We start from the raw sequence: 20,748 nt of genomic DNA, 5'->3' as shown, positions 1-20,748 counted from the left end.
GTGCGTCCGCGGGCCGCTCCAGCGGCGGCAGCGATCCGTTGACTTGAAACAAGGCAATGGAATTGCTTGAACAACCTCCTGCCATGAACCCACCGCCGTCTCAACCCGATGACGGGCCCAGTGCGGCCGCGCAGCCCTCGCCCCCGGCGCACCCGCTGGCCACCCTGGCCGAGCGCGATGCCGTGCTCGATCCCGAACGGCTGGCCGCCACCGCCGAAGACGCCGCGCGCGCGCTGCTGCGCCAGGGCGAATCGGTCAACACGCGCATGTCCTACGGCTCGGCGATGCGCTACTGGTGCGCCTGGTACGCCGCGCGCTACGGCCACGCGCTGTCATTGCCGGTCCCCGTGCCGGTGGTGGTCCAGTTCATCGTCGACCACGCGGCGCGCCGGCACGAGGATGGCGACGCGGATGGCGGCGCGGATGGCGGCGCGGATGGCAGCACGCAGGACAACGGCATGCCCGACGAAGCCGGCCAGACGCGCCATCGCGAGCCCCCCGCTGTCGGCCCGCGGCGCAAGGCCAGCGCGCTGGTCTGCGAGCTGCCGCCGGATGTCGATCACGCTCTTGTGAAGAACGGCTACAAGGCGCGCCTCGGGCCGCCGGCCTTGAACACCCTCATCCACCGCATCGCGGTGCTGTCCAAGGCGCATCAGATGGCCTACGCCGCAACCACCGGGGCGACGCGCGCCTCAGCGCCCTCCTCCGGCCCAGGCAGCCCAGGCCGCGCCACACCCAGCGTGCCCAACGGCCAGAAGCTCGCGAACCCCTGTGCAGACCCCCTGGTGCGCGAGCTCCTCGCGCGCACCCGCCGCGCCTACGCCCAGCGCGGGGCGCGGCCCAAGCGCCAGCGCGCGCTCACCAAGGATCCGTTGCAGCTCTTGTTGGCCACCTGTGACGAGTCCCTGCGCGGAAAGCGCGACCGCGCCCTGCTCCTCTTTGCCTGGGCCACCGGCGGGCGCCGCCGCTCCGAGGTGGCCGCCGCCACCCTGGAAAACCTGCAGCGAGTGAATGCCGAAGCCTTCGTCTACACCCTCGCCCACTCCAAGACCAACCAGCGTGGGGAGCTGCGGCCCGAGGACGTGAAGCCGTTGGTAGGCAGCGCCGCAGCGGCCATGACCGAATGGCTCGCGGTGCTCCAGGCGCACGGCGTCCAGGAGGGACCCATCTTCCGGCGCATCCGCAAGGGCGGCCATCTGGGCGAGCCGCTCGCCCCGGCGGCCGTGCGCGACATCGTCAAGGAGCGCTGTGCGCTGGCGGGCATCGAGGGCCGCTTCAGCGCGCACTCGCTGCGCGCCGGCTTCGTCACCGAGGCGGGCAAGCAGAACATGCCGCTGCCCGAGACCATGGCCATGACAGGGCATCAGAGCGTGGCGACGGTGGTGGGGTATTTCCGCGCGGAGAGTGCGCTGGGCAGCAAGGTCAGCCGGATGCTGGACGAGGAGTGATGACTGTACGACTTGACGTCAACGCGCTTCGCAGCGTACGGCCCCAGGGGTTTTTCCACTCCCATAAGCACCCGAGTCTGCCCTTTCGGCCCTGTCAGCAACGCTTCGGGATAGAGATTGCGGCGAAGTCCGACCAGCGCGCTGACGGTCGAACGGCCATCGGACGTCGCGTGGTCATGCGCGCCGAGTGCGGCCTGCAATGCATCGTCGATGCGCTTCATCAGCGATGACGGATTGGCCACGGTTTGCGAGGCAGTGCGCTCACGGAACAAGCGCTCCAGATCGCGCATCAGGCCGTGACCGAGGTGCGTGGGCAGACGCCCGCGCACGCGCTGCATGGCGACGATGTCTGCCCCGAGGCGAAGGTCGCGCAGCGCATCGCCCGAGATGCCCTCGACCACGCCGCCCGCCGCCGCCACTCGTGGCGCCAAAAGACTGATGCGATCGAGCATGCGCACGGCATACGCGTCGGCTTTCACCTGCCTGCGCGCCACCGTGGCCATTTCTGCCAACTCGCGCCACGTCGCCCGCTGGATACGGCGCGCGCTCCAGTCCACGCTCACGGAGCGAATGAGCCGCGTCGTGCGCCCGGCGACCAGGATACCGATGATCTGCGCGACCATCGAATTGGTGAAGCTCACCAAGTCGGCATTGGCCGTGTCGTGCAACGCCAACGCGCTGGCCACCCCGAGAACGATCGGCATCGCGGTCATCGTCGTCGTCGGCCGCGCCACAAAGCAACCGAGGAGCAGGAACACCGGCGCGCACACCACGACCAACATGCCGAAGTCACGCACCGCAGGGAGCAGCAAGAGCACATAGAGTGCCGACAGCGGCACCGACCACAGCGTGTATCTGAGGAAGCCGTGGATCGCCGGCACGGGGTCATCCATGGTCGCGAAAAGGCTGCAGAAGACCGCCGCCATCATCACGGCCGCGGAACCGCTGGGCCAACCGGTCAGTATCCAGAACGCGGCACAGATGCAAACCGCCACCATGGCGGCCAGGCTCGACAAAAACGCCATCCCGACATCGCGATGCAGCGTGCGATCGCCGACGGTCTGCTGGCCGCGCCTAGGCGCCGTCGTGCCTCGCAGGCCTTCATCCACCTCCTGCCGCAGCGCGATGCAGGAGCGCCAGCCGTCGACCAGCTCGTCTAGACACTCGGCCAATGAGAGGCGCAGAGCGCGTGACCAGTTCGGGAGCTGCGCGTCAACTGCCTCGCCGAAGTCCTGAATCGTCTGCCGCAGGCCTGATGCATCGCCATCGCCCTCCTTATCGGGCGCCTGCAACCAATGGGCGACCTTCGACAATACGGCGACCACGTCCGTCGCTAGTCTGCCTTCGGCCTGCTGCAGCGCGTGAAGGCGGTCCTCGACGGCCGCCAGCACGGGCGTGAGCGACGCGACGCGGTCCTGCACCGCGCGCACGGCGCCGGCCGTCCATCGCAGATGCGTCCTGTCGAAAGGGATGTGCGTGGACAGGAGCCTGAGCTGCGTGATGTGGGCCGCGACCCGCCCCCGGTCGGCCGTCAGCGCGTCACCCCTCGATCGCGAAGTGGGGGCTGCACGAGGTCGAGCAGCCACTGGCGGGTATCGCGAAGACTGCGGTCCAGCAGCCCGAGCACGGTGGGGCCCAGTCCGGCCGGCAGGACGATGCTGTGGACCACGGTGGCCACCAGGATGCCCAGGCCGATTTCCTCGACGCGCGCGACGGCGATATCGAACATGGACTGCGGTGCATCCCCCGCCGGGAAGCCGATCAGCGCCGCCGTGTAGCCGGCCAGCATGAAAACATAAGAACGCGGGGTCCGGTCCTGCAGTGAGAAATAGAGGCAGACGCCCAACCAAAGGGCGAGCGCCAGCGTGAGCAACTCGGGTGTGTTCGAGAGCGCAGGCACCAGCAACAGCGCGGCGGCGGAGCCAAGCAGCGTTCCGAGCAGGCGGAACAGACCCTTCGAGCGCACAGCGCCGGCCAGCGGGTTGGCGACGATGTAGGTGGTCATCAGCGCCCAGAAAGGCCGCGGCAGGGCCATGCGGCTGGCGATGTACATCGCCAGCATAGCGGCGGCGAAACCCTTCACGGAAAAGTTCAGTTCACCGCGGTTGAAGCGGAACGGTTCCAGGAGGTTCATGCGTCTACCGCCTCACTGCCCTGCTTCGGCTTGCCACTGGCAACCCGAGCGACGGGCGTCCCAGTCGTCCTCGCAAGGTGTCGAACACACGCAGGCAAGCGAACAGGTCCTCGTCGGGAATGCCTTCGTACAACGCTTGTCGCATCATGGCCAGCGCCGATTCGATGTGTTCGCATGCCTGCACACCCGATTCGGTCAGATGCAGCGTCTTGGCGCGGCGATCGCCCGGGTCCTCGCGACGCTCCACGAGGCCGCCCTGGACCAATTGATCGATCGAGCGCGCCAGCGAAGGACCTTCGATCCCCAACTGCTCCGCCAGAACGCCCTGCCGAAGGCCGCCGCCCTGCCGCCCGAAGCATCTCGGTCTACGTTGCTCTCACGAAAGGACGTGCCGGAAAAGCATCCCCGATCTGCCGCGCCCGCTTAACCTCGTCGGTATGAAGGTAGACCGAGGTCGTCGCCACGGAGGCATGCCGCAGGTTGTCCCGCACGGTAGTCAGCTCGACGCCGCGCGCGAGCGCATGGGTGGCATGGGTGTGCCGCATCCAGTGCGGCGTGGCGCGCTTGAGCTTGTCCGCGGTGGACGGACTCACGCTTTCCAAGGCCTGCGCGGCGTGGAGGAAGAAGCGGCGCATCACCGACCACAAGCGCGATGCGCTAATCCCGGTGCCGTCTTCTGCCAGACCGGCCACCAGCGCGGCCTTGGGATTCCAGCGCGACCGCGTCACGGGCAGACTCCGTTGCGCCAGATACTGGTCGAGAGCGCCGCGCGCCAGCAATGGCAAGGCGACCTTCCCGTGCTTGCTGCCCTTGCCAACCACGTTCAGCCAGTCGTCGCCCTGCGCATCGTGCTCGATGCCGCCCAGCCGGGCGTCAACCATCTCGCTGGGCCGCAGGCCCGTCGCGTACCAGAAATCCAGCACGAAGCGCAGGCGCTGGGCGCCCTCCTCGCTCCATCCGCCGATCCACTCGATGCCGTCGGCGGTGGAGCGAATCAGCGTCCATTCGTGCTCAGTGAACACCCGGGATACATCGAGAGCGCCGTCACGGCCCGTTCCCTTGGCCTTCACGCCGGCAAACGGATTGGCCAGCACATAGCGCTGCTCGATCAGCCAGCGATACAAGGCGCCGATGACGGACAGCGCGTAGGCCACGGAGCGCGGCGCCAGTGGTCCCTGGAAGGGGCGCCACTCCGCAGACGTGCGCGGCATTGCGGGTCCGACCCAGCGCTCCCGCGGCGATGGGCGCCGCAAGAAGGCGCGGTACGCGACGGCATCCTCGGTCGTCAGCGACGACAGCGCCTTGCCGCGCTCGAGGATCGCCCACAGCATGAGCCGCTCCGCTTCCTTGCGGTAGGCGCGCTGGGTCGCCGCGGCGTCCTGCAGGCCCAGCCAGGCCTGGACGGCCTCGTAGTCATTGCTGGCCGACAGGGTACAGGTGGCCTGCGGCGCCCGGAAGGTGCCCCGGGTGCCATCGACTTCCTGCGGCACGACCAGGTGCTCCCACGGCGCGGTCTCGGTTCTCGGCACGACCACCAGCGCCCTCGCCCGTTCGGTCAGGGCCGGGTGGGCGGCAAAGAACGCCTCGATCTGACGCGCGCTGCCTGCGCCGAGGCCGGGTACGGCAGCCCACCAGCGGCGTCGTCGCGGCACCCGCACCGTCAGATCGGCCAGCGTCTGGATGCCGGCGTTTTGCAGGGCCCGCGCGGCGCGGGTCGGTAGCCAGCGGTCGACGGTGTCCGTCACCATCGGCGCTGGCAGGGGCAAACCCTGCAGCTTCTCGATGGCATCCCTGACCGCCCGAGCACGTTGCTCTCGCTCCGCCGCCGGGTGCGCGATCAGCGAGGCCAGGTCGTCCCGGTGCCGCAGCCGCGCGTAGCTCGCCAGCTGGCGCCGGATATCGCCCAGCATGGCGCGAGAAGACTGTCCTGTGGCCTTGTTTTCGCCGAGATATTGCACGACCGCAGCGCGCGCCGACAGACCCGCATACCAGGCGCGCAGCGCCGCCAGCTGAGAGGCGCCGGGGAAATCGCCATCTCCGGCCCCTGCCCTATTCACGGTGCGTACTTTCATGCCCTCCAGTTTACCAGCACACACTTGCTATTGTGATAAGAATACTTATCGTGATAGCGGCGTGCCGTAGTACCCGATGACCTGATGCCCGAGGAGGACGTGACATTGACCGAGGCGCTCGGCACGCGCAAAACCTTCGAGCATCTCTACGACTTCGGCGACAGCTGGTGGCACAAGATCAAGGTTGAGCAGATCATCAAGCCGGACTCATCGATTGGGTATGCACAGTGCGTCGGCGGCGAGAACGCATGCCCGCCAGAAGACGTGGGCGGGTCACTGGGCTACGAAGAGTTCCTCGAAGCGCTGGTCGATCCTCAGCATCCCGAGCACATCGAGATGAAGGAATGGATCGGTCGTCCCTTCGATCCTCGCGCCTTCCACATCGACGAGGTCAATGCCCGACTAGGTCCTGTTAACACAAACGAAGCCCATCGGCGATCAGCGCGAAGCTGATGAAGCCGAGGAACATCACATCGAGTTTCTCGAAGCGAGAGAAGATGCGCCGGTAGCCCTTGAGGCGTCGGAACAATCGCTCAACCTCGTTGCGGCGCTTGTACATCTGGCGGTCGTACTCCCAAGGCTCAAGCCGAGTCTTCAGCGGCGGCACGACAGGAATGAACCCCAGGTCGAGCGCCAACTGCCTGGTCTCATTGCCTTCGTAGGCACGGTCCATTAACAGATGCAGTGGCCGATCCGGCCCGCCCAGGCGACGCGGCAGCGCACGGCCTTCGGGCGCATCGTGCGCCTGGCCGGGCGACAGCGAGAACGTTATGGCCGTTCGAGCATCCGCGGCAACCATATGAATCTTGGTGTTCCACCCACCTCTGGATTTGCCGATGGCCTGAGGGCCGTTTTTTTTAACGCCCCGGTGCCATCGGGATGCACCTTGATGCTGGTGCTGTCCAGCGAGACGGCCTCGATCCTGATACGAACGACCTGAGCACGCTGCAACTCCTCGAACACCCGGTCGAGCACGCCAGCCTTGGACCACCGGTTCATGCGCGTGTAGATGGTGTGCCAATTGCCGAACCGCTTTGGCAGCCCGCGCCACTTGCAGCCGTGCTCGGCGACATACAGGATTGCATTCAACACACTCAGATTCGACAGACTGACGTTGCCTCTTTGCAGTGGCAGGCAGTGCTCTATCTGGGCGAACTGGGCTGGCGAAATCTCCATGCATGAAGTGTCTCGCATCGACCGTGCCGATCTCAATTAGTGTTAACACGCCCTAAACGGTCGTGAGTGAGGGCGTCAATAACGGCCACCGTCGGACTACTACCATGCTGCGGCGAAAGCCCGGCATGCACCGCGAGCGCCAGCAGGCGCCCGCCATCGCGAGGGTCAGCCGCGCACATGCAGAGTTCTTCGCTTCCCGCCGCGTGCTCACAGCCTCAGGCCGCTTTGCGGAGCCTACTCGCCGTAGGCCGCCATGAAGACCCGTACGGCCTCGCGCAGAAGAGCCCTGTTTTCCCGGGAATCCGGCATCTCGAGCTTCAGCAGTCCGCGGATGTGCCCGGAGCCCAGGAACATCGACAGGAACAGGTCCGCTGCCTGAAGCGGGTTCCGCACGTTCAGCGTGCCCGCCGAGTCGGCACGGCGCAGGTATGCAGCCAGCTCGCCGTTCGCACGTTCCGGGCCTTCCTTGTAGAACGCACGGCAGGCTTCCGGCTGCGCCCCCGCGACGCCGTAGACAGCGCGCAACGCACCCAGGGCGTCCCCGCGCGCCAGTGCGAGAAACCGGGCGCCGATCGCAAGCAGCGTCTTCTCCGGCTGGTCCGGGTCCAGCGCCTCGGCGCCCGGGACGCCAGCCACCACCGTCGCCGTCCTGTCGCGCACGACCGCATGGAACAGCCGCTCCTTGGAGCCAAAGTTGTTGTACACGGTCGTCTTGGACACACCGGCGTCCGCGGCGATGGCATCCACGCTGGCACGCTCCAGGCCATGCTCGTTGAAGTGACTCTGCGCCGCTTCCAGGATGCGCCGGCCGCGCTCGGGATCGCGTGGTCGCCCGCGTTGGGGCTTGGGAGCTGAAGCTGGGGGGCGGGCCATGGGCTGATTTAGTGGATTAGACAGTTCACTATAGCTCAAGCATATTATTGGACTTGTAGTCCAGCAACTGACAGAGACCCGAAGAGCCTCCAACACGCAACAGACGAACAACTGGACTGGCAGGCAGGGCGAGCCGCGCGAGCGGCAGCAGCGGACCATCACCCCATGGCGGACACATGGAATATTAATTGGCCTTGACAGTTCACTATATCAACTGCACATTACTGAACTTCTAGTCCAATAATAGATCGACCCATGACTTCCTTCTCCTGGTGCAGCCGAGGGCCGGCCCTCCAGGCAGCCCGCCTCCTGCCGCTCGCGGCATGGGTCGTGCTGTCGGCGTGCTCGACACCCCCGGTGCAGGCTCCCGCGCCCTCGGTGCCCCTCGCGGCCGCCTTTGCCCACAGCGATGCGGCACAGACGGAAGGCGAAGCCGCGGGCGTTGCGTGGTGGGCCGCCTGGGGAGATCCCACTCTCACCGCGCTGGTTGAGGAGGCGCTTGGCGCCAACCAGGACATCGCCATCGCGCTCCAGCACGTCGCCCAGGCCCGCGCGAGCGCGGATGCCCAGGCCTCCCGTCTGTGGCCGGCGGTGGGCGTGCAGGCTTCCGCATCGCGCAGCAGCAGCGGCTTGCCTGGGTCCGTGAAGCAAGGGATGCCCGACACGCGCGCGCTGCGTGCCGGAGTCGACGTGGCCTGGGAGATCGACCTGGCGGGGGGCGTGCGGGCTGCGCGCGACGCAGCGCAGGCCGGCACCACGGCGGCGGCCGCAGGAGTGCAAGGCGCCCGCCTGCAGGTCGCCAGCGAGGTGGCGCGCCAGTACTTCGTGCTGCGCAGCGCCCATGAGAGGCTGCGCATCGTGCAGGCCCTGGCGAAGGCGCAACGGGACACCGCCAGCCGCGTGGAAAGCCGGCTGCGCGAAGGCCAGGCCAGTGCGTTCGACCACGACCGCGCGCGCGCCGAAGCCGACGCGCTGGATGCCCAGGTGCCGGCGCTGCGGATGCTGGTCGGCACCACGCAGACAAAGCTGGCCGTGCTGCTCGGCCGCAACCCGTCGGCGGGTGTTGTCGACGCCGACAACGGCTTCGCGTGGCCGGCGGCGCGAGCCATCGCGGCGGGCCAGCCCAGCGAGCTGCTGAGGCGCCGCCCCGACCTGGTCGCCGCCGAGGCGCGCGTCGGTGCCGAGGTGCTGCGCACTGCCGAAGCCCGGGCCCAGTGGTGGCCCAAGCTGTTCCTGAGCGCATTGGTGGGCCGCCAAGACTTGCGGCTCAACGCGCTCGATCTCGCGCCGGTTCACTTCTCCAACGTCGCGCTGGCCTTTGCGATGCCGATCTTCAACGCCGGCCGAATCGATGCCGGCGTTCGCGTGCAGTCCGCGCGCGCCGACGAGGCCTTGCTCGTCTGGCAGAAGGCAGTGCTGCTGGCGGTCCAGGAAGTCGACGACAGCCTGCTCGTGCGCTCGCAGGAGGCCGAGCGCAACGCGGCCCTCGCGCTCACCGTCGAGCACCGCCGCTGTTCGCTGCAGCGCGCCGAGTCGCTGCAGCGCGAACGACAGATCGACCTGCTGGTCCTGCTCGACGTGCAGCGCTCGGTGCTGGCCAGCGAACTGGCCTTGTCGGAGAGCCGCCTGCAGCAGGCGCTGGCCGACGTGCAGCTCTGCAAAGCCCTGGGCGGTGGGTTTCCCATGACGCAGCCCAGCACCGACATGACTTCACTTGCCGCAAGGACGCCGCGATGAACGCCCCTTTGAACAGCATCTTCCCAGCCCTCTCGCTCTCGAGCATCGCGGTCGCCAGCCTGCTGCTGACGGCCTGCAGCGAACCGCCCCCACCGGCCGCCGCCGTGAAGCCCGTCTTCATGACGACCGTGACACCGGCCAACTCCGCGCAGACTCGCAGCTTCACGTCGGTGGTCCGTGCCGGGTGCTCAAGCCAGGCGGCTGGCTGATGCTCTCGGAGATTGCCAAGGGCGAAGGCGGAGAACTCGACTATCCAACGCCTTGGGCGAGGAGCGCGAACACCAGCTTCCTGTCGACGCCGGAGGAGACGCGGCGCGACCTACGGGGAGCGGGATTCGACGTCATTCGATTGCACAGCACTCTCGAGGAAACCCTGGCGTTTGGCGCGCGCTCTCGCGCGATCGCCCAGCGCGGGGAGAAGCCGCCAAGGCGCGCGGTGATGCTAATGGACCGGGAGATCGCGACCCAGGCAATGGCGAACTCGTCACGCGGCTGTTCCGAGGCGCGAATCATCCCGATCGAAGTTCTCGCTCGAAAGCCGGCTCAAGCATCACCGGGCGCTGAGCGTGATCCCACATAACAACCACATCGAGCCGACCACCGGCGTGCGCCTTCTTGTGTGCGGGCTCGCGCCTCAAGGAGACTCAAGCTGCACGCCGGCGAGCCAACCCGCTCAGCCATCAAGCCCCCTGCCCGGGACTCGACAACTGAAGTTTGAATCAAATGAAAGATATTAGGAGACTTCCATGCAACGACGAGCCCTGCTGACGCTGGCCGCGCTTGCCACCACCGGCCTCGCCCACGCACAGTCCGCCGCCAAGCCCAGCCCACCCCCCTCCATCCACAACACGGAGCCCATCACCATGAATGACGTCATCATCATCGGCGGCAGCTTTGCCGGCCTCGCCGCCGCCCTGCAGCTCGGCCGTGCCCGCCGCAAGGTCACCGTTCTCGATACCGGCCTGCCGCGCAATCGCTTCGCCGGCCACTCGCATGGCCTGCTCGGCCACGATCACAAGCCGCCGCTGGACATCCTGGCAGAGGCGCGGCAGCAGCTGGCGCGTTATCCCGCGATCAAGCTGGTCAGTGCCCGGGCCGACAGCGTCTCCGGCGCCATCGACCATTTCTCCGTCCTCACTGGCGATGGCGAAAGCCTTGGGGCGCGCCGCGTGATCCTGAGCTATGGCATCGCCGACCAGATGCCAAATGTTCCGGGCTTTGCCCAAAGCTGGGGCACGTCCATCGTGCCCTGCCCGTATTGCGACGGCTTTGAAGTCGCCGGCCAGCATTGGGGCCTCGTCTGGTCCGGCCCGCAGTCGCACAATCAGGCCAAGCTGTTCCAACATTGGACCGACAGATTGACTGTCTTCGCCGATGGTCACGAGATTCCGCCCGATATCCAGGCCGATCTGGCGCGCCGCAACATACCTGTCGCCCTTGGCCGGATCGTCGAGATCGCCCATCCCAAGGGCCATATCACCACCGTCAATCTCGATACCCGCCGCAGTATCGCGGTCGACATCCTGTTCGCCCATCCGCGCACCAAGCCGTCCGCAAGCCTGCATGAATCACTGGGCCTCGCCACGGTGGATACGCCGACCGGCATCGTCCTGAAGGTCGACGAGCGCCGCCAAACCAGCACGCCCGGCATCTACGCCGCCGGCGACCTCGCCACGCCCTTCTTGCCCTCGGTCACCCAGGCATCGTCGCAGGGCGCGATGGCGGGCATCTTCGCCCAGCAATCGATGGTGGTTTGAGGGCATGGATTCCCTGCTCCGGTTGCCGCGGGCTTGATTCTGAAAGCTTGCGGGCCGGTGTCACGGAGAGCCGGCTGGCCGGCTGACCCCGCATTACACCCGGCGCCTGAGGACACGCGCCTGTCCGAACCAGGAACGCCGAAGCCAGCATCAGCATCTCTCGTCCGACCGCTCTTGGAGAAGCCCCACACATGGAGTTCGAACACGTCACTTTCGACCTGCCACACGGCACCTTTCATGCGTTGCAGGGGGGTGATCCCGATGGCCAACCGACCATCGTCTTGCACGGCTTCCCGGACCATCCGCCGACCGCGAAGCCCTTCCTTGCCGAACTCGGCCGCCGTGGACGTCACGTCGTCGCACCGTGGCTTCGCGGTTACGCGCCGTCCCCGACTGCGGGGCCGTTCGACTTCGCTGCCCTCACCGGCGACGTGATCGCCCTGATCGACCGCTGGTCTCCGGGGCGGCCCGTAGAGTTGATTGGCCATGACTGGGGCGCCCTGGTCACCTACGATACCTGCGTCACCGCGCCGGAGCGGATCGAACGCGCGGTCACCCTCGCAATCCCCCATCCACTCACGTTCATGCGCCAGCTTGCGCGCCCCGCTCAGCTACGCCGGAGCTGGTACATGGGACTCTTTCAACTGCCGGGAAGCGGCTGGATGGCCGCCGCCCGCGATCTCGCCCTCATCGACCACCTCTGGCGTCAGTGGTCGCCCGGCCTCTCGCTAGCTCCTGCTCTCCAGGCAGAGCTGCACGAGCACCTGCGGGCGAGCATGCCCGCGCCTCTCAAGTACTACCGGGCGATGCTGCGCCCCGGCATGCTTGGAGCGACGCGCCGCCTGTCTCGGCCGATCGCGGTGCCCCTGTTGCAGCTTCACGGTGCCGACGACGGCTGCATCCTCCCCCAGCAGGTCGACGACCGACATCGGTTCGCCGCTCCGCACGCGCTGGAAGTCATCCCCGGGGTCGGTCACTTCCTGCACATCGAGGCCCCCGAGGCGATCGCGAAACGGATCGCGGCATGGGCCGAGTAGCGTCATTTCCCCCTGCCTCGATAAAAGGGTAGCTAGTTAAGAACGAATCAGAAAAGGAGATAGCATGACAGAGAAAATTGCCTATCAGGTCGCCGACTGGAATGGCCAAAGCGGAGAGCGCTGGGTCGCCAACCAGGCCCGGCTCGACGCCATGGTGGCGGTGTTCGGCCAGGCCGCGATCGAAGCCGTCGCGCCCGCGACGGGCGAGCGCGTGCTGGACGTCGGCTGCGGCGCGGGCGCGTCGAGTCTGGCTCTGGCCGCCCGCGTTGGCCCGGGGGGCCAAGTGCTGGGAGTGGACATATCCGAAGCGCTAATCGACCGAGCGCGCGCGCTTGCGCCACAGGATACGCCGGCCCTGTTCCGGGTGGCCGACGCCAGCAGCGCCGAGCTGCCCGAGGGCGCGTTCGACATCCTGTTTTCGCGTTTCGGGGTGATGTTCTTCGACGATCCGACAGGGGCGTTCGCCCACTTGCGACGCGCGCTCCGGCCGGGCGGGCGGGTCGCTTTCGTCTGCTGGCGCGGCGTGGCCGAGAACGATTGGGTGCGCCTGCCGATTGGCGCGCTCAAGAGCATCGTCCCGTTGACCGCGCTGCCCGATCCCGAAGCGCCCGGCCCATTTTCGTTCGGCGACCGGGGACGAGTGGCGCGCATCCTGACGGCAGCCGGCTTCACTGATATCGCTATCGCGCCCTTCGATGCTTCCGTCCCGTTCGGCGAGGGCGGGACGCGGGACGCTGCGATCGACGACGCGGTGAAGATGGCGCTCGAGGTCGGCCCGCTTTCGCGCGCGCTCGCTGATCAGCCCGACGACATCCGCGCCCGCGCCTCGGCCGCGGTTCGTGCCGTCTTCGCGGGCCTCCCCGGCGAGCGTTCGGTGATGATCGACGGCGCAGCGTGGATCGTCATGGCACGCAGTCCGATCAGACCTGCCTCCTTACACAACTGATCCTCCTCACTCCACACCCTCTACACAAAGGAACTGCCATGTCGAATTCCAAAGTTGTCCTCGTCACCGGCGTGTCGTCAGGCATCGGGTGTGCCGCCGCCACAAAGTTTGCCGAACAAGGCTGCCGGGTCTTCGGCACCGTGCGCAACACGGCAAAGGCCCAAGCCATACCTGGCGTCACGCTCATTGAGATGGACATCCGCGACGATGTTTCCGTTGATCGAGGCATTCAGGCCATCATCGCGCAGGCCAAGCGCATCGATGTGCTGGTCAACAATGCGGGTGTGACCCTGCTGGGCGCGACTGAAGAAACCTCGATTGCCGAAGCCCAGACGCTGTTCGAAACCAACCTTTTCGGCCTCTTGCGCGTGATCAAGGCCGTGCTGCCGCACATGCGTCAGCAGCGTTCCGGTCGCATCGTCAATGTCAGCTCGGTGGTGGGCTTTCTATGTTCGCCGTACATGGCCTTGTATGCGGCCTCCAAATACGCTGTTGAAGGGCTGTCCGAGTCACTGGATCATGAAGTACGCCAATTCGGCATCCGCGTGTCGCTGGTCGAGCCCTCCTTCACCAAAACCAACTTTGATCTCAACGCGCCTCAGACCGCTGCCAGAATCCCGGACTACAGCAAAGAGCTTGCCATCGTCACCAAAGCCTTCCAGAACAACGTGCAAAAGGCGCCCACGCCTGAAGGCGTTGTGGCGACGATGGTCAGCGCGGCACGTGGTCCGTGGAAGATGCGCCACACGCCCAAGGGCGAAGCGTCCCTCCTGGCCAAGTTGCGCCGCTTCATGCCCGCTGGCCCGGTCGAAAAGGGCCTGCGCAAGACGTTCGGACTGGGCTGAAATCACAGCTGTGTTCACGGCCGGGTGCTAGACCTCATGGAGTGATATGAGCGTGCTTGAACTGAAGGTTCCTCCCCCGATCGTGGCGCTTGTCCTGGCGCTTCTTATGTGGCTGACACCAGCCCTCGCGGGCCTTGTGCAGATTCCCTATCCGGCCCGCGTGCTCTGCGCCGTCGTTTTGGTGTGCGTCGGCCAAGGCATCAGCATCGCCGGAATAATTGCGTTTCGGCGCGCCAAGACCACCGTGAACCCGGTCAAGGCAAGCTTGGCGTCCTCGTTGGTCGTCCAAGGCGTGTACCGCTACACGCGCAATCCCATGTATGTCGGGCTCTTGCTGACCCTGTTGGCGTGGGCAGTGTTTCTGGCGAATCCGTTCGCTGTCCTGTGGGTTGTCATGTACGTGCTCTACATCACCCGGTTCCAAATCATTCCGGAAGAACGTGTGCTGGCATCTCTATTTGGGGCAGAGTACGAGGCCTACAAAGGCAGGGCACGCAGATGGGTATGAGGCCTGACGGGTCTCTGCAAGCACTTCCCCTTAAGTCAACCGCCTGAATTTCTGCCCGCACTTCACCCGCCACCGCCGCCAGGCGGTCGTGCGCCAACTGGTCGAGCAGCGCAATGGTGGTGACATAGAGTGGAGTTCCTGGTTAAGCGACTGCAGACCGGTTGACCGCCGGGTTTCCGGCGGCCTGCTGTCAGTCCTGGCAAGCGAAGTTCGAAGCACCCTCGAGGCCGCCGCTGCTCTTGTAGCGCGGGATCTTCGGGTAGGCCACAGCAGCCGGGGCGGCCGGGCGGCGCCAGGCGAAAAATCGGCGTTCAGCGCGGAGGTGCGCGCAGTGGCCGCGCTGGCGCCAGGGCGAATCACTCGCGGTGAGCTCTGCAAGCGTGGCACGCCACGCCTGAGCACGGCCCTCGAATGACAGCGATGGGCGGCGGCCAAGTGCCGGCGCCGGCATACCGCGCAGGCTGCGATCGGCGCTACAGTCCACGCCCAATCAGATCCTTCATCAGCTCATTGGCCCCCCCGTAAATCGGCTCGATGCGGGCATCGACAAACATGCGACCGATGGGGTATTCCAGCATGTAGCCGTGCCCGCCGAAGATCTGCAGGCAGCGGTTCACCAGTTCGCATTGGCTCTCACTCGTCCACCACTTGGCCATCGAGGCCAACTCGGTGGTCATGGTGCCGTCAAGCATTCGTTCGACCGTGAAGTCGGCAAACAGCCGAGCAATCGTCGCCACTGTCTTGACTTCGGCCAGTTCGAAGCGGGTGTGCTGCATATCGATCAGGCACTTGTTGAACATCGGCCTGTCCTTGGCGTACTCGATCGTCACGCGACAGGCATGCTCCATCACGGCCGCACAGTTGACGCCCACGAGCGCGCGCTCGTAGGTCAGGTCCTGCATCATCTGGTAGAAGCCTTGGCCTTCGATTCCGCCGAGCACCGATTCAAGCGGCACCTCGCAGCCGTCAAAGGACAACTCGCAAGTGTCCGAACCGTGCAAGCCGATCTTGTGAAGCCGGCGGCCAACGCGAAATCCCGCAGTGGCAGTTTCGAACAACAGCAGCGATACGCCTTTGGCCTTCTGCTCGGGATCAGTCTTCACCGCCAGCACCAGCAAGTCAGCGATCGAACCATTGGTGATGAAAGTCTTCGAACCATCGACCACGTAGCGGCCACCCTTGCGGATGGCCCGGGTACGCAGGTTCTGCAGGTCGGTGCCGCCGCCGGGCTCGGTCATGCCCATCCCGGCGATCATCTCGCCGCTGGCCAACTTGGGCAAATAGTGACGCTTTTGCTCGTCAGTGCCGTAGCGCTCGATATAGTGCGCGGCGATCACGTGAATCTGCTTGCCCGCGCGCCAGCTCGTGTCGCCGGCCAGACACAGTTCATGCGCAATGACCGCCTCGTATGCGAACGTGCCACCGCTGCCGCCGTACTCCTCGGCGATGTCCGGGAGCACGATGCCCAGCTTGCCTGCCTCGCGCCACAGGGCACGGTCGGTAGCACCCTCGGCAAAGTAACGCTCCTGATTCGGTGTCACGTGCTCGGCGGTGAATCGCCGCGCCAAGTCACCCAGCGCTTCGATTTCTTCCGTGTACCAACGAGGGCGATAGTTCTCGATGATCATGCCGTGAATTCCTTTGCGGTCTTTCTTCGTTCAAAGGAACCATCGTAGGCAACGTCCGGCATTCCGGTATCGTCGCCTCCGACGAGTTCCCGATCTCAGGTTGCCGCCGCCATCGGTGGGTGATACGTCCGCCCTTCCGCCGCGCGGCGCAACAGGTCCGTGGGTGGCTCGTAACGCGGTCCAAAGCGGTCTGCGAAGTCGCGCGCCTGGTCGACGAAGCGCTGCAGCCCCTCGGTCTCGATGTATGACAGCACGCCACCCGTCCACGCCGGGTAGCCGATGCCGAGAATGGAGCCGATGTCGGCATCGGCCGGATCGCGCACCACGCCCTCATCGATGCAGCGGGCCCCTTCGAGAGCCTGGATGGTCAGGAAGCGGCGCTTGAGCTCCTCCACATCCGGCTGAGAAGCCTGCGGCGGGCACAGTTGCGCCAGGCCTGGCCAAAGGCGCTTCTTGCCGTCCGCCGGGTACTCGTAGAAACCCGCGCCGGCGGCCTTTCCCTTGCGCCCGAGCTCCGCGACCATCTTGCGCATCAGGTTCACCGACAGGGCTGGCTCGTGTGGCGGTTGCACCCCGTCGGCCACCCACTGGTCATAAACCTTCAGGGTGATGTCCAGCGACACCTCGTCAACCACCGCAAGGGGCCCCAGGGGCATACCCGCCTGGCGAGCAGCATTCTCGATCAGCGCCGGCAGCACGCCCTCCTGCAACATCGCCACGCCTTCCTTGACGAAGGTACCAAAGGTCCGGCTGGTGAGGAAGCCACGGCTGTCGTTCACGACAATCGGCGTCTTGCGCAGTTGCTCGGCCAGGTCCAGTGCGCGGGCCAACGTCGCCTGACTGGTTTTTTCCCCCAGAATGATTTCGAGCAGCGGCATGCGCTCAACCGGAGAAAAGAAGTGCACGCCGATGAAGTCGGCAGGTCGCTCAAACGCATCGGCAAGTCCCGTGATCGGCAGCGTCGACGTGTTACTGCCAAACACAGCGTCTGGGGACATCGCAGCGGCCGCCTTGCGCGTGACGTCAGCCTTGACGCCCCGCTGTTCGAACACCGCCTCAATCACGAACTCGCATCCGGCCAGCGCGGAGAAATCAGTGGTGGGCTGAATGCGCGCCAGCACGGCAGCGGTCTTCTCCGGCGTGGACCGGCCGCGCGAAATGGCTTTGTCCAGCACCTTCTGGGCGTACTGCTTACCACGCTCGGCCTGCTCCAGCGTTGCGTCCAGCAGCACCACGTCGATGCCTACGTTGGCAGCGTTGTAGGCAATTCCCGCTCCCATCATGCCCGCGCCCAGTACGCCCAGCCGAGTCACCTTGGCCTTGGGAACACCGGCCGGACGGTTGACCAGCTTGTCGCATCGCTGCTTGTTGATGAACATGGTGCGCATCAGATTGCGCGCGACGTCGCTGGCCAGCAGATGGCCAAAGTACTTTCGTTCGATGCCAAGTGCCTTGTCCATCGGCAGCTGCGCGCCTTCGTACACAGCGGACAGGATGGCCAGCGGTGCAGGCATGTTGCGCTGGGTCTGCGCGGCAGCCAGGGTTGTTGCGGCGGTGACGGTGCGGCTGACATGGGTCGCGGTCGGACCGGCGCCGCCCGGTACGCGGTAGCCCTTGTCGTCCCACGGTTGGGTGGCCTTGGGCGCGGCGAGCAGCCACTGCCGCGCAGCCAGCACCACGCGTGCAGGTTCGGCGAGCGCGTGCACCACACCCATCTTCAGCGCCTCGGCCGGCTTGAGTTGCTGCCCGGTCAGCAGCAACGGCAGCGATTTCTCGATACCGATCAGACGCGGCAGCCGCTGCGTGCCGCCGCCGCCGGGCAGCAAGCCCAGTCCCACCTCTGGAAGGCCCACCACCGCATGGGGTACATCGGCCAACACGCGGAAATGACATGCCAGAGCCAACTCCAACCCTCCGCCCAGTGCCAGTCCGTTGATTGCGGCGGCAAAGGGCTTGCCGCAGGTCTCCATCCGCCGCAACGCCAGACTCAGTGGCTCGGCCAGCCGGGCGCCTGCCGCTGCATCGATGCCATCTTCAAGCAAGGTGGCCATGAAGCCGATGTCGGCCGCGGCGACGAAACCTTCCGTCTTGGCCGATGTGAGTACCGCGCCACGGATGCCGGGCTCGGTCGCCACGCGCTCGACCGCAGCGGCCAGATCCTCCGTGAGACCCGGGGTGATGACATTCATCGAACGGTCAGGCAGATCAATGGCGATAAGAGCGATGCCGTCGCCATCGACAGTGAATTTCAGGTTCTGCATATGTCGGAGTCCTTCGTGATCGGTCAGACGCGTTCGATGACCGAGGCCGTGGCTTGGCCGGCAGCGGCACACAGGGTGATCAAACCGGTGCGCAGATTGCGCCGCTCGAGTTCGTCCAGCACAGTGCCCAGCAGCATGGCGCCGGTGGCTCCCAGCGGATGGCCGAGAGCGATGGCGCCGCCGTTGACGTTGACCCGCTCGGGGTCCAGTTCCATCGTGCGGATGTAACGCAACACCACAGCAGCAAAAGCTTCGTTGACCTCAAAGAGATCAATGTCGCCGGTCGTCAAACCGGCCAGCTTGAGCGCCTTCTGGCTGGCCGCAGCCGGGCCATCGAGCATCAAGAACGGTTCACTGCCCACGCTCGCATGGCTGACCAGCCGGGCCCTTGGCATGAGCCCCGCTTGGCGACCGAACTCAGCCGAACCGATCAGCACAGAGGAAGCCCCATCCACCACACCGCTGGACGTTGCAGCAGTGTGTCGGTGCTCCACGCGTTCGAGCTGAGGATAGCGCTGCAGTGCAACGACATCGAATCCGCCCTGCTCGCCCATGATGGTGAATGCGGGATTCAACTCGGCCAGCCCGGCTGCTGTGACGTCGGGACGGGGAAACTCGTCGCGCGCCAGCAGCACCCGACCGATGATGTCCTTGATGGGTACCAGCGCTCGGTCGAAGCGGCCTTCGGCCACCGCAACGGCGCAGCGGCGCTGACTCTCCAGCCCGTAGGCATCCAGCTGCTCGCGGCTGTAAGCGTCGAGCGTGGCCAGCAGGTCCGCAGAGACGCCGGTCGGTGCAAAGTAGGTATGCCACACGCCCTGCGGGTCGGTGACCCATGCGCCGCCGCCGGACAGTGGCACCACCCTCGACATCATCTCCACGCCGCCTGCCACGATGGCCTGCTTGTGGCCGGCGGCCACCTGTGACGCGGCCAAATTCACCGCTTCCAGACCCGATGCACAGTACCGGTCGATTTGCAGCCCGGGCACGTGTTGACCGTAGTCGGCCAGCAGCGCCGCAGTGCGCGCGATATCCGCGCCCTGCTCGCCGAAGGCATTGGTGCAACCTAGGATGACGTCGTCCACCAGGGCTGTGTCCAGTGCGTTCCGTTCGCGCAGCGCGGCGAGCACCTGGGCGGCCAGCTTGACCGGCGTGATTTCGTGCAGGGCGCCACTGGGGCGGCCTTTGCCACGCGGCGAACGCGCGTGGTCGTAGATGTAGGCAGAAGCTGTCATGGAATCAGGCGTTCGTGGTCGGATTGACGGAAAATTGCTCTTTGAGCCGACGGCGCAGCAGCTTGCCGGTGGCAGTGCGCGGCAGCGGCTGGAACTCCACACGACGCGGGCACTTGAAGTGGGCGATGCGAGAGCGACTGAACTCGATCAGTTCTGCCGCCAAAGCGGCACTCGCGACGAAACCGGGATGCAGTTCGACGACCGCCATCACGTCCTGGCCGAACTCGACATTTGGTACGCCGATGACAGCCACGTCGTATACCGAAGGGTGGGCGAGCAGTGCCTCTTCGGTTTCGCGCGGATAAATATTCACCCCGCCGGAGAGGATCAGGTCGGTGCGGCGGTCTTCGATGAAAAGAAAGCCGTCAGCATCGACGTAGCCGAAGTCGCCAGTGGAGTGGACACGGGTGGCGGGCAGATACAGCAAAACTGGACGCCTCGCCCGAGGTTTTCGTGGTGCAGTACCTCGGTAAAGGCGTTGACCGCCGACTTGGACGCGTCGTAGGCGCCCATGTAGAGCACTGGGATGTGCCCCGCCGACGATGAGAAGCTCACGAACTGACCACGTCCGAGCCGCAGCATGGCCGGTACAGTGGCCTGCGCCACATTCACCAGACCGCCATAGTTGATGGACATGATGCGATGAATCGTTTCATTGGCCTGCTCAGTGAGCAGGCCCAGTGGCATGATGGCCGCGGCGTTGACGACGCGATCGATTGGGCCGAACTCCGATTGCGCGAGCTCAACGGCGCCGTGCGCGACCGGGTTGGTGATGTCTGTTCGCAGGCTCAGCAACCGCTCCGACGCGCCGAGTTGCGCCAAGCCCTGCTCGTTGATGTCGACTGCAACGACCTTGTGTCCTGCCGCGAGCGCGCGCCGCGCCGCTAGCTGGCCGATGCCGCTACCAGCTCCGGTGATGAAGTGCACCTGTTGATTTTTCGAAAGAGAACTGGAGGGAGGCATGAGATTTCCGATCTGAGGGGTCCGGTCGACGCCGACAACGCGGAAAACGCCGGACCGTTGCTGTATTGCTGCTCGAATGGCTCACCCGCTTCTTCATTCTTCCGTCCTTGTTGGGTCGGACGTACTGA

At 65.9% G+C, this 20,748-nt stretch carries 20 protein-coding genes and 1 pseudogene; 10 read left to right on the top strand and 11 right to left on the bottom strand.

What is annotated here, in order from left to right; translation table 11 throughout:
* Positions 1-83: 83 nt before the first annotated feature.
* Positions 84-1,448, top strand: coding sequence for a site-specific integrase (locus AC3A6Y_RS32885; RefSeq protein WP_487872413.1), 1,365 nt, complete (start codon positions 84-86; stop codon positions 1,446-1,448).
* On the opposite strand, the gene AC3A6Y_RS32880 is transcribed toward AC3A6Y_RS32885, so the two are convergent.
* The 4 genes and pseudogenes from AC3A6Y_RS32880 to AC3A6Y_RS32865 form a co-directional block, all read right to left on the bottom strand.
* Complete coding sequence (locus AC3A6Y_RS32880; RefSeq protein WP_487872412.1) at positions 1,364-3,034, bottom strand: FUSC family protein; 1,671 nt, start codon at positions 3,032-3,034, stop codon at positions 1,364-1,366. The two genes, AC3A6Y_RS32885 and AC3A6Y_RS32880, sit on opposite strands and share 85 nt — an antisense overlap.
* Positions 2,980-3,582: an FUSC family protein gene (locus AC3A6Y_RS32875; protein ID WP_487872411.1), complete on the bottom strand. Its 603-nt coding sequence runs from the start codon at positions 3,580-3,582 to the stop codon at positions 2,980-2,982. Before AC3A6Y_RS32875 ends, AC3A6Y_RS32880 begins: the two co-directional genes overlap by 55 nt.
* A 4-nt stretch (positions 3,583-3,586) precedes the next feature.
* Positions 3,587-3,934: pseudogene (locus AC3A6Y_RS32870) on the bottom strand (MarR family winged helix-turn-helix transcriptional regulator); the annotation flags it as partial.
* 13 nt (positions 3,935-3,947) lie between these two features.
* Positions 3,948-5,654 (bottom strand): site-specific integrase, encoded by a 1,707-nt coding sequence (locus tag AC3A6Y_RS32865; RefSeq protein WP_487872410.1) that lies wholly within the window; start codon positions 5,652-5,654, stop codon positions 3,948-3,950.
* 84 nt (positions 5,655-5,738) lie between these two features.
* On the opposite strand from AC3A6Y_RS32865, the gene AC3A6Y_RS32860 reads away from it, so the two are divergent.
* Positions 5,739-6,107, top strand: a complete 369-nt coding sequence (locus AC3A6Y_RS32860; protein WP_487872409.1) for a plasmid pRiA4b ORF-3 family protein — start codon at positions 5,739-5,741, stop codon at positions 6,105-6,107.
* Here AC3A6Y_RS32860 and AC3A6Y_RS32855 read toward each other — a convergent pair.
* Positions 6,067-6,830 (bottom strand): IS5 family transposase gene (locus AC3A6Y_RS32855; protein WP_487872408.1). Its coding sequence is split into 2 segments (ribosomal slippage): positions 6,067-6,515 and positions 6,515-6,830, totalling 765 coding nucleotides; the frame shifts between segments, so codons are not numbered across the junction. The genes AC3A6Y_RS32860 and AC3A6Y_RS32855 overlap by 41 nt on opposite strands.
* Before the next feature lie 234 nt (positions 6,831-7,064).
* On the bottom strand, positions 7,065-7,703 hold the full coding sequence (locus AC3A6Y_RS32850; protein ID WP_487872407.1) for a TetR/AcrR family transcriptional regulator: 639 nt from the start codon (positions 7,701-7,703) through the stop codon (positions 7,065-7,067).
* Positions 7,704-7,958: 255 nt separating this feature from the next.
* Here AC3A6Y_RS32850 and AC3A6Y_RS32845 point away from each other — a divergent pair, with 255 nt between their 5' ends.
* From AC3A6Y_RS32845 to AC3A6Y_RS32810, 8 genes are all read left to right on the top strand, one after another.
* Positions 7,959-9,440: an efflux transporter outer membrane subunit gene (locus tag AC3A6Y_RS32845; protein WP_487872406.1), complete on the top strand. Its 1,482-nt coding sequence runs from the start codon at positions 7,959-7,961 to the stop codon at positions 9,438-9,440.
* The gene (locus AC3A6Y_RS32840) at positions 9,437-9,649 is read left to right on the top strand and encodes a hypothetical protein (protein ID WP_487872405.1); all 213 of its coding nucleotides are present in this window, start codon (positions 9,437-9,439) and stop codon (positions 9,647-9,649) included. The genes AC3A6Y_RS32845 and AC3A6Y_RS32840 overlap by 4 nt, the downstream gene beginning before the upstream one ends.
* Entirely contained in the window at positions 9,649-10,020 is a 372-nt protein-coding gene (locus AC3A6Y_RS32835) for a hypothetical protein (protein ID WP_487872404.1), read from the top strand. The genes AC3A6Y_RS32840 and AC3A6Y_RS32835 overlap by 1 nt, the downstream gene beginning before the upstream one ends.
* Before the next feature lie 283 nt (positions 10,021-10,303).
* Positions 10,304-11,197, top strand: coding sequence for an NAD(P)/FAD-dependent oxidoreductase (locus AC3A6Y_RS32830; protein WP_487872417.1), 894 nt, complete (start codon positions 10,304-10,306; stop codon positions 11,195-11,197).
* Between the two features lie 191 nt (positions 11,198-11,388).
* Entirely contained in the window at positions 11,389-12,234 is an 846-nt protein-coding gene (locus AC3A6Y_RS32825; RefSeq protein WP_487872403.1) for an alpha/beta fold hydrolase, read from the top strand.
* Positions 12,235-12,298: 64 nt separating this feature from the next.
* Positions 12,299-13,180, top strand: coding sequence for a class I SAM-dependent methyltransferase (locus AC3A6Y_RS32820; RefSeq protein WP_487872402.1), 882 nt, complete (start codon positions 12,299-12,301; stop codon positions 13,178-13,180).
* A 38-nt stretch (positions 13,181-13,218) separates the two neighbouring features.
* The gene (locus AC3A6Y_RS32815; protein ID WP_487872401.1) at positions 13,219-14,025 is read left to right on the top strand and encodes an oxidoreductase; all 807 of its coding nucleotides are present in this window, start codon (positions 13,219-13,221) and stop codon (positions 14,023-14,025) included.
* A 46-nt stretch (positions 14,026-14,071) separates the two neighbouring features.
* Positions 14,072-14,533, top strand: coding sequence for a methyltransferase family protein (locus tag AC3A6Y_RS32810; protein WP_487872400.1), 462 nt, complete (start codon positions 14,072-14,074; stop codon positions 14,531-14,533).
* Positions 14,534-15,006: 473 nt separating this feature from the next.
* Here AC3A6Y_RS32810 and AC3A6Y_RS32805 read toward each other — a convergent pair whose 3' ends face one another.
* The 5 genes from AC3A6Y_RS32805 to AC3A6Y_RS32785 all read right to left on the bottom strand — a co-directional run bounded on the left by AC3A6Y_RS32805 (position 15,007) and on the right by AC3A6Y_RS32785 (position 20,584).
* Entirely contained in the window at positions 15,007-16,161 is a 1,155-nt protein-coding gene (locus AC3A6Y_RS32805; RefSeq protein WP_487872399.1) for an acyl-CoA dehydrogenase family protein, read from the bottom strand.
* A 95-nt stretch (positions 16,162-16,256) separates the two neighbouring features.
* On the bottom strand, positions 16,257-18,422 hold the full coding sequence (locus AC3A6Y_RS32800) for a 3-hydroxyacyl-CoA dehydrogenase NAD-binding domain-containing protein (protein WP_487872398.1): 2,166 nt from the start codon (positions 18,420-18,422) through the stop codon (positions 16,257-16,259).
* A gap of 23 nt (positions 18,423-18,445) precedes the next feature.
* The gene (locus AC3A6Y_RS32795) at positions 18,446-19,657 is read right to left on the bottom strand and encodes an acetyl-CoA C-acetyltransferase (RefSeq protein WP_487872397.1); all 1,212 of its coding nucleotides are present in this window, start codon (positions 19,655-19,657) and stop codon (positions 18,446-18,448) included.
* A 4-nt stretch (positions 19,658-19,661) separates the two neighbouring features.
* On the bottom strand, positions 19,662-20,084 hold the full coding sequence (locus AC3A6Y_RS32790; protein ID WP_487872396.1) for an AMP-binding enzyme: 423 nt from the start codon (positions 20,082-20,084) through the stop codon (positions 19,662-19,664).
* A complete protein-coding gene (locus AC3A6Y_RS32785) occupies positions 19,985-20,584 on the bottom strand; it encodes an SDR family NAD(P)-dependent oxidoreductase (RefSeq protein WP_487872395.1) in 600 nt (199 codons plus the stop codon). Before AC3A6Y_RS32785 ends, AC3A6Y_RS32790 begins: the two co-directional genes overlap by 100 nt.
* Positions 20,585-20,748 lie beyond the last annotated feature (164 nt).

Source organism: Variovorax sp. Soil_C_17 (assembly GCF_057657265.1).
Note: the sequence above shows the minus strand (reverse complement) of the source record. Positions and strands in the feature narration are given on the sequence as shown.

What these genes read in the sequence shown, in the direction of transcription:
- AC3A6Y_RS32875 (WP_487872411.1), bottom strand. Translation starts at nt 3,582, where the DNA reads ATGAACCTCCTGGAACCGTTCCGCTTCAACCGCGGTGAACTGAACTTT.
- AC3A6Y_RS32835 (WP_487872404.1), top strand. Translation starts at nt 9,649, where the DNA reads ATGCTCTCGGAGATTGCCAAGGGCGAAGGCGGAGAACTCGACTATCCA.
- AC3A6Y_RS32840 (WP_487872405.1), top strand. Translation starts at nt 9,437, where the DNA reads ATGAACGCCCCTTTGAACAGCATCTTCCCAGCCCTCTCGCTCTCGAGC.
- AC3A6Y_RS32845 (WP_487872406.1), top strand. Translation starts at nt 7,959, where the DNA reads ATGACTTCCTTCTCCTGGTGCAGCCGAGGGCCGGCCCTCCAGGCAGCC.
- AC3A6Y_RS32795 (WP_487872397.1), bottom strand. Translation starts at nt 19,657, where the DNA reads ATGACAGCTTCTGCCTACATCTACGACCACGCGCGTTCGCCGCGTGGC.
- AC3A6Y_RS32815 (WP_487872401.1), top strand. Translation starts at nt 13,219, where the DNA reads ATGTCGAATTCCAAAGTTGTCCTCGTCACCGGCGTGTCGTCAGGCATC.
- AC3A6Y_RS32805 (WP_487872399.1), bottom strand. Translation starts at nt 16,161, where the DNA reads ATGATCATCGAGAACTATCGCCCTCGTTGGTACACGGAAGAAATCGAA.
- AC3A6Y_RS32830 (WP_487872417.1), top strand. Translation starts at nt 10,304, where the DNA reads ATGAATGACGTCATCATCATCGGCGGCAGCTTTGCCGGCCTCGCCGCC.
- AC3A6Y_RS32810 (WP_487872400.1), top strand. Translation starts at nt 14,072, where the DNA reads ATGAGCGTGCTTGAACTGAAGGTTCCTCCCCCGATCGTGGCGCTTGTC.
- AC3A6Y_RS32820 (WP_487872402.1), top strand. Translation starts at nt 12,299, where the DNA reads ATGACAGAGAAAATTGCCTATCAGGTCGCCGACTGGAATGGCCAAAGC.
- AC3A6Y_RS32825 (WP_487872403.1), top strand. Translation starts at nt 11,389, where the DNA reads ATGGAGTTCGAACACGTCACTTTCGACCTGCCACACGGCACCTTTCAT.
- AC3A6Y_RS32885 (WP_487872413.1), top strand. Translation starts at nt 84, where the DNA reads ATGAACCCACCGCCGTCTCAACCCGATGACGGGCCCAGTGCGGCCGCG.
- AC3A6Y_RS32865 (WP_487872410.1), bottom strand. Translation starts at nt 5,654, where the DNA reads ATGAAAGTACGCACCGTGAATAGGGCAGGGGCCGGAGATGGCGATTTC.
- AC3A6Y_RS32850 (WP_487872407.1), bottom strand. Translation starts at nt 7,703, where the DNA reads ATGGCCCGCCCCCCAGCTTCAGCTCCCAAGCCCCAACGCGGGCGACCA.
- AC3A6Y_RS32860 (WP_487872409.1), top strand. Translation starts at nt 5,739, where the DNA reads ATGCCCGAGGAGGACGTGACATTGACCGAGGCGCTCGGCACGCGCAAA.
- AC3A6Y_RS32800 (WP_487872398.1), bottom strand. Translation starts at nt 18,422, where the DNA reads ATGCAGAACCTGAAATTCACTGTCGATGGCGACGGCATCGCTCTTATC.